This window comes from Fructilactobacillus sp. YLN 2412 (assembly GCF_059488745.1).
Window position 1 is genome coordinate 1097168 of the sequence record NZ_CM183165.1, and the last position, 13192, is coordinate 1110359.

General features: G+C 35.2%; 12 protein-coding genes. All 12 read right to left on the reverse strand.

The features are described 5' to 3' along the window. Positions 1-27: 27 nt before the first annotated feature. Complete coding sequence (gene ftsH / locus AC0GLR_RS05570; protein WP_495604473.1) at positions 28-2073, reverse strand: ATP-dependent zinc metalloprotease FtsH; 2046 nt, start codon at positions 2071-2073, stop codon at positions 28-30. Between the two features lie 68 nt (positions 2074-2141). Next, positions 2142-2684, reverse strand: coding sequence for a hypoxanthine phosphoribosyltransferase (gene hpt, locus AC0GLR_RS05575; protein WP_495604474.1), 543 nt, complete (start codon positions 2682-2684; stop codon positions 2142-2144). 2 nt (positions 2685-2686) lie between these two features. Continuing rightward, positions 2687-4054 carry a tRNA lysidine(34) synthetase TilS gene (tilS, locus tag AC0GLR_RS05580; RefSeq protein WP_495604475.1) on the reverse strand — a complete coding sequence of 456 codons (1368 nt, stop codon included), beginning with the start codon at positions 4052-4054 and terminating at the stop codon, positions 2687-2689. 51 nt (positions 4055-4105) lie between these two features. Next, positions 4106-4573, reverse strand: coding sequence for a S1 domain-containing RNA-binding protein (locus AC0GLR_RS05585; RefSeq protein WP_495604476.1), 468 nt, complete (start codon positions 4571-4573; stop codon positions 4106-4108). 101 nt (positions 4574-4674) lie between these two features. Continuing rightward, on the reverse strand, positions 4675-5040 hold the full coding sequence (locus tag AC0GLR_RS05590; protein ID WP_495604477.1) for an FtsB family cell division protein: 366 nt from the start codon (positions 5038-5040) through the stop codon (positions 4675-4677). Positions 5041-5105: 65 nt separating this feature from the next. Next, the gene (locus AC0GLR_RS05595; RefSeq protein WP_495604478.1) at positions 5106-5393 is read right to left on the reverse strand and encodes an RNA-binding S4 domain-containing protein; all 288 of its coding nucleotides are present in this window, start codon (positions 5391-5393) and stop codon (positions 5106-5108) included. Positions 5394-5407: 14 nt separating this feature from the next. After that, positions 5408-8932, reverse strand: coding sequence for a transcription-repair coupling factor (mfd, locus tag AC0GLR_RS05600; RefSeq protein ID WP_495604479.1), 3525 nt, complete (start codon positions 8930-8932; stop codon positions 5408-5410). Between the two features lie 29 nt (positions 8933-8961). After that, a complete protein-coding gene (pth, locus tag AC0GLR_RS05605) occupies positions 8962-9519 on the reverse strand; it encodes an aminoacyl-tRNA hydrolase (protein ID WP_495604480.1) in 558 nt (185 codons plus the stop codon). 134 nt (positions 9520-9653) lie between these two features. Next, complete coding sequence (locus AC0GLR_RS05610) at positions 9654-10019, reverse strand: type II toxin-antitoxin system PemK/MazF family toxin (protein ID WP_495604481.1); 366 nt, start codon at positions 10017-10019, stop codon at positions 9654-9656. Then, positions 10016-10300: a hypothetical protein gene (locus tag AC0GLR_RS05615; protein ID WP_495604482.1), complete on the reverse strand. Its 285-nt coding sequence runs from the start codon at positions 10298-10300 to the stop codon at positions 10016-10018. The genes AC0GLR_RS05610 and AC0GLR_RS05615 overlap by 4 nt, the downstream gene beginning before the upstream one ends. A 24-nt stretch (positions 10301-10324) precedes the next feature. Next, positions 10325-11461: an alanine racemase gene (gene alr / locus AC0GLR_RS05620; protein ID WP_495604483.1), complete on the reverse strand. Its 1137-nt coding sequence runs from the start codon at positions 11459-11461 to the stop codon at positions 10325-10327. Positions 11462-11554: 93 nt separating this feature from the next. Continuing rightward, positions 11555-13027 carry a degradosome RNA helicase CshA gene (gene cshA / locus AC0GLR_RS05625; RefSeq protein WP_495604484.1) on the reverse strand — a complete coding sequence of 491 codons (1473 nt, stop codon included), beginning with the start codon at positions 13025-13027 and terminating at the stop codon, positions 11555-11557. Positions 13028-13192: the final 165 nt, after the last annotated feature.

Genomic DNA, 13192 nt, shown 5'->3' on the forward strand with positions numbered 1-13192 from the left:
CATAAATGCTCGCGTTCTTTTACTATTTTAATCTTCATCATCATCGTGATGTTTGATTTCATTTTCTAATTTCTTTTCATGTTCGTTTTCTTTAGCATCAATTATTTTTTTTGCTTCCGAAAATGTTTCTTGTTCATTTACTGGTTGTGCATCAGTTTTGGCCGGCATTTTACCAGTTTTATAGAGACTCAAGATTTCTTTTTCATCTAAAGTTTCATATTTTAATAAGGCATCTGCAATTGCTTTATGTTGTTCACGATGGGATTCAATAATCTCACGAGCTTCACGATGACCTTCATTAGTAAAGCGTTTAACCTCTTCATCAATTTTAGCTGCCGTATCTTGGGAATATTTAGGAGCAGCATATGGATCTGCATTAGGATCTTCTAAGGTAACCGTTCCTAACTTATCAGTCATTCCATATTGAGTAACCATTGCGCGGGCAATTTGGGTTGCTTGTTGAAAATCATTTGAAGCACCAGACGATTCAGAATGGAAAACAATTTCTTCCGCACTACGTCCACCCATCATTCCAGCAATTTGTTCCATTGCATCTTTCTTAGACATTAACTGCTGATCTTCTTTAGGTAACATAATTGCATATCCACCAGCACGACCACGAGGAACAATTGTAACCTTATGAACCACTCGAGCATCATTTAAGACCAAGCCAACAATTGTATGTCCAGCCTCATGATTTGCCACAACTTCACGTTCGTGTTGGCTAATAACTCGATTTCGCTTGGCTGGGCCAGCGATAACACGATCTTCAGCTTCATCCATATCAGCAGCCGTAATAACCTTACTGTTTCTTCGAGCAGCTAATAAAGCTCCTTCATTCAACAGATTAGCTAAATCAGCTCCGACAAAACCAGGAGTTTGTTTGGCAATTTCTTTCAAATCAACATCTGGCCCCATCGGTTTATCTTTAGAATGGACTTTCAAAATCGCTTCTCTACCACGAACATCTGGCTGACCAACTAAAATCTTACGGTCAAAACGACCAGGCCGAGTTAAAGCTGGATCCAATACATCAGCACGGTTGGTAGCAGCAATAACAATGACTCCTTCATTACCTGAAAACCCATCCATTTCAACTAACAACTGGTTTAAAGTTTGTTCTCGTTCATCATGTCCGCCGCCCATTCCAGCACCACGACGTCTTCCTACGGCATCAATTTCATCAATGAAAATAATGGCAGGAGCATTTTTCTTGGCGTTAGCAAACAAATCACGTACTCGACTAGCTCCAACTCCAACAAACATTTCTACGAAATCAGAACCAGAAAGTGAGTAAAATGGAACATTTGCTTCACCAGCAACTGCTTTTGCTAATAATGTTTTACCAGTACCAGGAGGACCCTCAAGTAAAACACCTTTTGGAATAACTGCGCCTAAGCTAGTAAATTTCTTTGGATCTTTTAAAAATTCTACAACTTCAACTAATTCTTGTTTTTCTTCGTCTTCACCAGCAACATCTTTAAAACGGACTTTGCTTTTAACTGGCTTAGCCTGACTTTTACCAACTTTCATAACTCCGCCAGGTCCACCAGCTCCGCCGCCAGCTTGCTTCATCATCATATAAAATAAATAAATAAAGATTAATAAAGGAAGAACGGAAATAATTAAGTTCAACCAAAATCCATTTGATTGAGTAGGTTTAGCGTTCATCGAAACGTTGTTTTTCTTAGCTAAATCACTAATTGATTTTACAGAGGAATCACTTTTCAAGACAGTTGTAGTAAATTGTTTTGTCTTAGTATTAGATGATCCCGCTTTGGAAATACCTTTTGGTCCAACCTTAAAAGACATTCCATCACTAGATTGTTTAACAGTTTGTGGAGTTCGATACTCTCCTGTAACTTTATATACACCATCAGAAGACTGAATCCCAAAATTCTTAATTTTGTTACTCTTTAAGTCTTTAGTGAACTGACTAGACTGAATCTTTTGACTCTGTGAATTTCCACCACCAGCTCCACCAGTTGCAAAAAGGATGACCCCCATTGCTAACACAAAAACGATGATATAAAACAGACTACTTTTAAAAAGTCCATTTTTATTATTTTTCATTTGTGCCCTCCATCTTTTTCTTAATTAACATACAAATGTTATCACTTTTGTAAATATGAAACGAATTATTACCTTTGATAAACTTCTGGTTTTAAAATACCGACATAAGGTAGGTTTCGATACTTACCCTGATAATCCAAACCATATCCCACCAAAAACTCATTAGGAACATCAAAACCAACATAATCGGCCGTCATGGTTGCATGTTTTCGTGCCTCAGGTTTGTCCATTAAAGTACATATTTTAATTGATTTTGCACCACGATCTTTTAAAAGTTCTTTTAAATATTTCAAAGTATTCCCAGTATCAATAATATCATCAATAAACAGTACGTCTCGGCCACTAACATCAGTATCGATATCTTTTACTAATTCAACTTCCCCAGTTGAAGCAGTACCACCTTTATAACTTGAAACATCAATAAAATCAACATCCATATAAATATTCATTTTTTTAATTAGGTCTGCTGTAAACGGTACCGCACCTTTTAAGACACAAATTACCAATGGCTGTTTATCTTGATAATCTGCCGTCAAGGCTTTCCCTAACTCGGCACAGGTATCTTGAATCATTTTCTCACTGTACAGAACTTTCTGGATATCGTCATTCATTATTAATCCCTTTCATTTACTACTAAGATATATTTTTCAGAATCAACTGATGACTCTAGCACGCTTTCCTGAAACCCAATCACAGATAAAACTTTGTCATCAGCTGCTATTAAAGACATCGCATTTTCTCGCTGCTCATTAGTTAATTTTTTGTCAATGAACAACCGGCGAACACTTTTACTTCCACCATTTTTTAATTTGATTCGGTCATGCAACCTACTTTTTCTAACATGTAAAGGAAATTGATTAGGTGTTAAAAAAAAGATACTTTTACGTAAAAAAGTTTGCGTCGGAAGACTTGAGGTTGTAAATACACCAAAGCTTTTTCCGTTCGGCAAACTATACCAGTGATTTAATATTACCATAAAGGAAGCAAAATCATGTGAAATTTTGTCCTGCCGATTATCATTTTTATAAAATTTGATTAAGTGATAATTTTTTTGAAATACAAATCCCAATCCTAGATTAATTTTGCCTTGCGGTTTTTGGGAGTTATTAATTAACTTTTCAACTTCAGATAATTGTTTTTCAGTTAAATGAATTTCAGTTGTTAATTTCAAAAGTAATACTTGTAATATTGCTTTAAGTCCAACTTGATTTTGCAAAAACCGATATTGAACAAAATTTTTCCCAATTTTTAGTTTATCCTTTTCCAATAAAGCATCTGCCATTGCCAAATTATCAGCAGTTTGCCTTTGTATTTGCTGTGCAAATTCCGCTAAATGTTTAATTGAATTTTTATTTTCTTTGATTAAGTCAGGCATAATTTGATTGCGAATGCGATTACGCATTGTAATATTTTGCTGGTTAGTAGAATCTTCAAACCATGTAAGTTGATGTTGATGGGCGTATGTTTCAATTTCAGAACGGGTAAAATTCAATAACGGCCGAAACAACTTGCCGTTGTAAAATGTTCGTGTCGCTTGAATTCCCTGTACTTCATTTAAATTACCAGAACGAACTAACTTCATTAATACAGTCTCTGCCTGATCATTTTGCTGGTGAGCCGTCAGCAAAACCTTAGCATGATATTGCTCCATCACAATTTTAAAAAAATCATACCGCAAGGAACGTGCTTTATTTTCCATCCCGCTATTAATTTTTTTATGATGCCAATGTGCTACTTCAAATTGAAGTTGATACTTTTTACAATAATCGCGAATAAATTGCTCTTCAATGGTACTTTGCAAACGAAGTTGATGATTTACATGTGCAACAATAATCCGAGGATAACGCTTTTTCAAATTTTGTAATAAATGAAGCAGCACCATGGAGTCTACTCCAGTTGAAACTGCTACAACGATTGGTTCATTCTTTTCCCAACTTTTTTGTCGTTCCACCAATGTTTTAAAACGAAAATCTAAATCCACCTGGTTGCCCCCATAATAAAAAACCAAGCTAGAAAGCTTAGTTTTATCTAATTAGCTCCGACGTCCACCACGTCCGCCACGTTTACCTTCGGTGTTCTTTTTTATCACTGACATCCGACTTTCACTTTCTTTAAGAAAATTAGAAAGTAAATCATCAAATTTTTCTTCTTTGTTTTCATGATGGTTATGACTTCCAAAATTCTTTTGTGAATGGCGACTGGAATGATCCGCATGATTATCACGAGCAACATGATGGTCTTGCTTTGTATTCCTAGCTTCATGATTTTCAGTTGCTTTCCTAATAGATAAACCAATCTTACCATCATCACCTATTTTAGTAACTTTTACCTTAACTTCATCACCAACTGTTAAAATATCATGAACATCTTTTACAAAACCATCAGAAACTTCACTAATATGAACTAGACCGGTTTGATGATTGCCAAGATCCACAAAAGCACCAAATCCAGTAATTCCAGAAACTTTTCCTGTAACAATTTCTCCAATTTCAAGCGCCAAAAATCGTTCCTCCTAAATAATATTGTTGCCATTATATCACATATATTTAATAACAAAAAAAGAAGTTCAAAATCGAACTTCTTTAATAATTAAAACAAGGTTTATTTATTAACAAAATGATAAGTGATTTCACCTTTTTTTACATATCCATATTTGGAATGGGCTAAATCTTTTACATAATCGTCATTATTAAGTAATTGTTGTCTCTGCTTTAATTTTTTTTGCTGTTTATTCTGTTTTTTAACTTCTACCTTTTTTTCACTAATATCAGCATTTACACGATGAAGTTGTGACTTAGCACTGAAAAGTTGAAACCCTAAAAATAACAAAATGACTGCAAAAACCAAACAAATGAACAAAGCTCGTTTTTGTCTCAGTTTTGAAATCAATCTATTTTTACGTGGTTTTTGTGGCCCCTTTGATCCCATCGCGGAATGTAACTGAGCCACATTGCTTCTTCTTTCCAATGCGCAACTCTCCCAACAAAATTAGAAAATCATACTAAAGTCATGATACAACAACCAATTGTACTTTACAATAACTCTTCATTTTCTTTTTGATAATCTCGTTCATATTTTTCTGCCAGGACCTCATACATTTGATCTGAATCAGATTTTTTAGTAGTTTGTAATAACTCGCGAACTCGCACCGTTAGTTCTTTGTTTCCAAACTTAATTAAAATTTCATCACCTACTCCGACTTTACTAGATGATTTGGCTTCTTTCCCATTTATAAAAACCCGTCCCTGATCAGAAATTTTCTTTGCAACTGGTCTCCGTTTAATAATGCGTGAAATTTTAAGAAACTTATCAATTCGCATCTATTTTCTCCTAACTAACTTTCATTTTTAATGTCTTGATTGGTTCTCGTTTTTGCAAGAGTTTGTATGAACTTTTTCAATTCAGCTAACCATTCCGAATCCTTCATGGTTGGCTGAATAATCAATTTGATTTGATAACGTCCATCTACTACCTTAACGGAAGAACGAAAATCAGTGACTGAAATTGCCTGTAAAATATCCTTACTAGAATATCTTTTGGTTCCCATTGCACTCATAGTAACCGTAATATCTTGTTTATTCTTACGTATCTTTTCAATTAATGTATAATCAGCCAACATCTTAATTAAGTCGACATCTAATAAATTAGCAACCGCCACTGGATATTCTCCGAATCGATCAATCAAATCACTTTGTAAATTAGTAAACTGTTCTTCACTGTCCATTTGACGGATTCGTTTATATAATTCAATTTTTTGTTGTTGATCCTCAATATATTCAGATGGTAAATATGCTTCAATTCCAAGTTCTACCGTTGCATCAGTTTTTTCAACTTTACGCTGCTTACCTTGCTTTTGGCTGACTGCATCTGAAAGCATTTTGGTGTACATATCATATCCAACTGAATCAATGAATCCATGTTGTTGTCGTCCTAAAACATTACCAGCTCCCCGGATCGAGAGATCTCGCATAGCAACTTTAAACCCAGATCCTAATTCTGCAAAGTCCTTAATAGCTTCCAACCGATTTTCACCGGCTTCAGTCAATACCTTGTTAGGTTGATACATAAAATATGCTTGTCCAACTCGATTGCTTCGCCCAATTCGACCTCTGATTTGATAAAGTTGCGATAATCCCATGTGATCCGCATTTTCAACAAACAATGTATTAACGTTTGGCATATCAACCCCAATCTCAATGATAGTTGTCGTTACCAAAACATCATAATCACCATTCATGAAGTCATATAAAATTTGTTCCATTTGTTTTTCAGTCATTTGTCCGTGAATATAACCAATCCGAGCATCTGGTAATAACTTTTGTAACTTATCAACAGTTTGTTCAATATCTTTAACTCGATTGTGTAAATAAAATACTTGCCCACCACGTTGCATTTCTCGTCGAATTCCATCGACTACTGCTGCATCATTTTGTTCCATAACATAAGTTTGGACTGGATAGCGATTGGCTGGTGGGGTTTCAATAACTGACAAGTCCCTAACTCCCATCATTGACATGTTCAATGTTCTTGGAATTGGAGTTGCAGTTAAAGTTAAAACATCAACATCTTTCTTTAGCTCTTTAATTCTTTCTTTATGTTTAACCCCAAACCGCTGTTCTTCATCCACTATTAAAAGACCTAAATCCTTATATTTTACGTCTTTAGATAAAAGCCGATGCGTTCCAACAATAATATCAATAGTTCCATTTTTTAAATCAGCTAACGTTTGTTTAGTCTGCTTAGCACTATTAAATCGAGATAATACCCCAATTTTAACTGGAAAGTTTTCAAATCGCTTCAATAGAGTTTCATAATGTTGTTGCGCTAAAACAGTAGTGGGAACCAAAAAAGCTACCTGTTTGCCAGCTTCAACAGCTTTAAAAGCAGCTCGCATCGCTACCTCAGTTTTACCATAACCGACATCTCCGACTAATAAACGATCCATCGGATGGGGCTGTTCCATATCATGTTTAATTTCATCTGCACTACGAACTTGATCAGGAGTTGGTGTATAAGGAAACGCCTCTTCAAATTCTGTTTGATAATCATCATCTTCTGGAAATGCAAATCCTGATTCTTTTTCTCGCTGGGCATAGAGATCAACTAATTCGTCAGCCATGTCATCAACTTTTTTTGAAACTTTACTCTTAGTTTTAGCCCATTCGTTTCCACCGAGTTTATTTAAACGAGGATGTTTATCTTCTGAAGCAACATATTTTTGGATTAAATTTAATTGGGTAACTGGAATAAAAATATGGGCATCATTTTTAAAAGTAATAGTTAAATAATCTTGATGTTTTCCATCCACTTCCATGGTTTTCATTCCATCATAACGACCAATTCCATGATTAACATGAACTACATAGTCCCCTGGTTTTAAATCAGTATAACTTTTAATTCTTTCTGCATTGGTAAAAGTTTGGTGCCGAATCTGACGACGCGGTTTTTTCCGTTCATTAACTCGTTTAAAAAGTTCATTTTCAGTAATAACTGCTAAATTGGCAGCTGGTAACTCAAATCCATCATCCAGATCTCCAATTACAATTTGGGCTCGTTCTGGTACTATTTCATTTACATTAGTTTGTAATACATCAATATCAAAATCATGTAACGTTTGCGATACTTTTGCTAGCCGATCCTGGTCAGACACCATGATGACAACGGTTGCCTTTTCTTGTTGATAGCGTTCTATTTCTGTTTTTAAAACTGGCATTTGCCCAAAGAAACGCTGCATAGGACGAACTTTGATATCAACAACATCATTTAATTTCAAACGACCCAGTCCTCTTTGAAATAATGATAATAAGATCCGTGAATGGTGGTCCTCTTCTAAAATTGTTTTAAGGTTAAGACTGAATCGTTGATTTAGAAAAATTTCATGATTTGGCATAACTGATTGACGCCAGTTATCTTCGTCAGTTTCTAACTGTTTATCCGCGTCCCTGACTCGCAAATAATCATCAAAAACTACCATTCCATTAGCGGGTAAATAATCTAAAATTGAAGTTTCCTTGCGAAAAATAAATTCTGCATATTCACTCCATTTAGGATCAGTTACTTTATCTTTTAAATCACTAATAATTTGTTGAATATTTTGAGTTAATTCCTCATCATCAACTTCTTTTAGCTGATCTGATAAACGTTTAATTCCATGTTCTCGATCTTTTAATGTAGGTAAAAAATCAGTTGCAGGTAAAACATTAACTGCTTCAATATTTTTAATACTTCGTTGCGTCGCCGGGTCAAAAGATCGCATTGAATCAACTTCTGTATCAAAAAAATCAATTCGCACTGGATATTCCGAGTTTAAAGGGTAAATATCAACAATTGAACCACGAACTGCAAATTCCCCAGGTGCAGCAACCATACTATCACGAACATATCCCATACTACTTAACTGCTTTTGCAATTTTTCTAAGTCAAGATCATTGCCAAGAGCAATTGACAATTTTGCCGCATTAAAGTCCTGTGGTTCAGGTAAATAACGCTTTAATCCAGAAGTCGAAACTATCACTACCACTGGCTGATTTGCTTGTAAGGCATTCATAGCTTTTACTCGGGCGGATCGATAAGTTGGTGAACTAGTTGCTACTTCAGCTGCAATTAATTCTTCTGCCGGGAATTCAAAAACCTGACTACTATCCATTACAGCATTAAACGCTTTGGTTGCTTGATCGGCATGATCCATCGTATCGGTAACAAAGACCATGGATTGCTTTTGATCATTAACTAATTCCTTTAAAAGCAGTTTTTGTGCAGAACCGCTAGTTCCAGTTATTAATTGTTTAATATCCAGCTGCAAATTATCAGTAATTGTTTGATACTGTGGTAATTCTTTTAAAGTTTCATTTAGTTTCACAATATACCTTCCCTACTGCAAAATTCAGTTTAATTATATTCATTTTCTAATTTTTGAAAATCAGTTCCTGCTACCCATTCATCTAAAGCACTTACAGTTTTATCCAATGCTTCTGCTAAAGGTCCTTGTTGTTCTAAACTAAATTTACTCAAAACATAGTTAACAACACTATCGTGTTTAGGATGATCCGTACCAATTTTAATACGATTAAATTTATCAGTTCCTAAATGAGCAATCAAACTCTTAATTCCATTATGACCGCCGGCAGAACCGTGATTTCTAAGTCTGATTCGACCAACATGTAAATCCATATCATCATAAACAACCACTAAATCGTCTAAACTTAGCTTGTAAAATTTCATCAATGGTCCAACTGCTCGACCAGATTCATTCATAAAAGTAGTGGGCTCAACTACCATCACTTTTTCACCATCAACTATCCCAGTTCCATAAATTGCATCCATTTTTTGTTGACTAAGTTTAATGCCATTTTTTTCACTGAATGCTTCAACTGCCATAAATCCAGTATTATGTCTGGTCCCAGCATATTTACTTCCAATATTTCCTAAACCAACAATCATTTTCATTTTAATTTTCTCCTTATTCAGCTTAAAACATCATTTTGATTGTAACATACGTATATCACCAGTTAGCAGAGATACGTAAATATAAAAGGGAATGAGATATACTTCTCATTCCCTTTAATTAATTATGTAAGAAACTACTGAACACTTTCATTAAGTGCCAGACTAAGTGCCAAACCTTTATCTACTTTATACATTATTTTATCTTTTAAATGGGTTACATGATCTTTGAGTCGCTGTTTATCAATCGTCCGAATTTGTTCTAACAAAATCACTGAATCTTTTTCAATCCCGGATTCTGCAGCAGAAATTGCAACATGAGTTGGAAGTCGTGGTTTAGAAATTTTAGCCGTAATTGCAGCTACAATTACAGTTGGGCTATATCGATTACCAATATTATTTTGAACAATCAATACTGGTCGCAAACCACCTTGTTCAGATCCAACTACTGGAGATAAATCAGCATAAAAGATTGCCCCACGTTTAATTTGTGCTTCACTCATAGGGTCCAGCCTTTCGTATCATCGTTATTTAATTTTCCGTCTTCAAAATCTTGAATTAATTTTTCAATCGTATCATATTGACAAGCAGAATACTCATCAACAATTTGTTGGTTAAGGTTAGCCATCCAGCTATAACCATAAATCATTTCGTTAACTACCGGATTAGCATTAAAAAGTTGATAGTCGATTATCACAACTTTATTTTCAAAACTAATAGAAAGATGTTGTAGCTGTTTTTGCTCTAAGTTTGATAATAATTCATGATCGTATTGACACGTCATCGTGTTGCCTCCAAAGAAAACTCACTATTTCTTTTTTGAATAATAAACTCGTGGTAACCGATCAGAAAATCCACAAGCAATTTCATAATTAATGGTACCACAATAATCGGCTACATCTTGTAGAGTAATTGTTTTGCCATTTTGTTTTCCTACAAAAGTTACCTTAGTTCCTGGGTTCATTTTATATGGCAAACGAACCATCACTTGATCCATACAAACCCGTCCGATGATTGGACAATAATTCCCATCAATTAAAACTTTAAATCCTTGCATCCTACGACAAACACCATCAGCATAACCGACGGGAATTGTTCCAACCCATTGTGGTGTATCAACGTCATAAGTTGCTCCATAACCAATTGAACGTCCAGATGCCACTTTTTTTACATAAACCAACTCGGTAGTAAAACTCAGGGCCGGTTGTAACGTAAATGGTGCTTCGATTACAGTTCCTGAAGGATTAAGACCATAACCTGCAATTCCATACCGAATCATATTTGCACCCGTAACATGATGCCACAAACTAGTAGCAGAATTTGCAACTGAAACATAACGAGGTTTATGGGGAATCGCAGCCATTAAATCTTTGAAATTCTGTAATTGAAAATCGAAATACTTATCACTAGTTTCATCAGCGGTTGCAAAATGTGTATAAACGCCTTGAAACTCAATTTGATTTTGAACTGTTTGAAGCTTCTTCAAATAAGCAGTAACCTCTGCAGGTGTCTGAAGTCCAATTCGTCCCATCCCAGTATCTAAGGCTAAAAAAGTTTTGATTTTATGGATAAAATGCATTTGTTGTCCCAATTCAGCTGCTTGCTTAATCCATTCTGCAGAACTTACAGTGACAGAAACATCATATTTATAAATTAACGGTAAATCAGAAAGATCAGTTAAACCTAAAACCAAAATCGGTTCAGATACAAAGCCCGCTTCGCGTAATTGAATAGCTTCATCCAAAATTGCAACACAAAAACCGGTAGCTCCTGCTGCCTTCGCAATTTGTGCAACTTGAACCGCTCCATGTCCATACGCATTGGCTTTTACAACCATAAACATTTCAGAATCATCAGCTAATCGTTGTTTTTCTGAATGAATATTAGCATAAATAGCATCCTCGTTGATTAATAATTGAGCATTCCGATTTCTTCCAACTACCATAACATTTTACCCCGTTTAATCTTTGATGCCTTAATTATAGCATTAATTAAAAAATGTTTAGAAACAAAAAAGACCTTTTCAGGTCCCCATTGCTTAATGTTTGTTTTTAATTACAAATTTATTATTACGACGTGATTTGTCTCCACCACGGCCACCATTTCGATCATGATTTCCACGATATCCACCGCTATTGCGACGATTACCACGATAATTTCCTTTTCCACGACCACCTTTATTACCACGACTTCCGTGACTCTTAAGTGGACGTTCTGGAGTAATACGTACTTTAACTTGATCACGTGACATTTCATTTAACAATGCTGCAACCAAATCAAGACTTTCATAATTTTCTAACAAATCTTTAGCTACATCACTAAATCTCTCAGTTTTAGTTCGTTTAACTAATTTTGCAACATCTTCTTTAGCATACTTCATTTGACCAGCTAAAGCTTCATCTTCCGTAGGTGGTTTCAACGGTAACATACGCACCTTAGTTAATTTTTCAATTCCACGAAGATAACTCATCTCGTTTGGAGTAACGAAAGTTACTGAAGTTCCATGATGTCCGGCACGACCAGTACGTCCAATTCGATGAACATAACTTTCTGGATCTTGAGGAATATCAAAATTATAAACATGAGTAACACCAGATACATCAATTCCACGAGCCGCAACATCTGTTGCAACTAGATAATTAATTTGATCTCGTTTAAACTCATTCATAATTTGAGTTCGACGATTTTGCGTCAAATCACCATGGAGACCTGCCGCTTTATAACCACGAGCAATCAATCCCTTGGCAACTTCATCAACCCGACGTTTTGTTCGACAGAAAACAATTGTAACTTTAGGCTGTTCAACATCAAACAAACGAGTCATAGTTTCAAATTTTTCATTGTCTTTAACTTTAACGTAATATTGATCAACTAAATCAGTCGTTAATTCTTTAGACTTAACTGTTACTTGTTTAGGGTCTGTCATAAATTGTACCCCAACTCGTTTAATTGGAGCTGGCATAGTGGCAGAAAATAACATTGTTTGCCGATCGTCAGGAGTATTCTTGATGATATTTTCGATATCTTCTAAGAATCCCATGTTTAACATTTCGTCAGCTTCGTCAAGCACCAAAAACTTAACATGATTAAGTTTTAAAGTATGACGATTGATATGATCCAGTAATCTTCCAGGAGTTCCAACGATAATTTGTGGCTTTTTCTTTAAGTCATAAATTTGTTTACGAATATCAGAACCACCATACACAACTTGTGCACGGGCTCCTTCGCCACGACCTAATTTTTGAATTTCTTTTTGAGTTTGAATTGCTAATTCACGTGTAGGCGAAATAATCAAAGCCTGCACGTTTGGATCATTTACATCAATACCTTGCAAAATAGGCAATGCAAATGCAGCAGTTTTTCCAGTCCCGGTCTGAGCTTGACCAATCACGTCTTCCCCTTTAAGAGTTAGAGGGATGGTTTCTGACTGAATAGAAGTTGGTTCAGTATAACCGTTATCAGCAACGGCTTTTAATAGACTATCTGATAGTCCTAAATCTTGAAAATTCAAATGTGTTCCTCCTATTGAAACATAACAGTAAATTCAATTCCACGCTTGGAAAAAATCCGTTTCCCAGATTGCGCGTGAAATCTGATTTACACTTTATTTCTATATCTTTTTCATTTAATTACAACTATATTATTTTACATCAAAAGTCAAAATTAATCAAACAAC

Excerpts from the sequence above, each read along its gene's own strand:
- ftsH (WP_495604473.1), bottom strand. The coding sequence starts at position 2,073 with ATGAAAAATAATAAAAATGGACTTTTTAAAAGTAGTCTGTTTTATATC.
- hpt (WP_495604474.1), bottom strand. The coding sequence starts at position 2,684 with ATGAATGACGATATCCAGAAAGTTCTGTACAGTGAGAAAATGATTCAA.
- AC0GLR_RS05595 (WP_495604478.1), bottom strand. The coding sequence starts at position 5,393 with ATGCGAATTGATAAGTTTCTTAAAATTTCACGCATTATTAAACGGAGA.
- pth (WP_495604480.1), bottom strand. The coding sequence starts at position 9,519 with ATGAAAATGATTGTTGGTTTAGGAAATATTGGAAGTAAATATGCTGGG.
- AC0GLR_RS05610 (WP_495604481.1), bottom strand. The coding sequence starts at position 10,019 with ATGAGTGAAGCACAAATTAAACGTGGGGCAATCTTTTATGCTGATTTA.
- AC0GLR_RS05615 (WP_495604482.1), bottom strand. The coding sequence starts at position 10,300 with ATGACGTGTCAATACGATCATGAATTATTATCAAACTTAGAGCAAAAA.
- alr (WP_495604483.1), bottom strand. The coding sequence starts at position 11,461 with ATGGTAGTTGGAAGAAATCGGAATGCTCAATTATTAATCAACGAGGAT.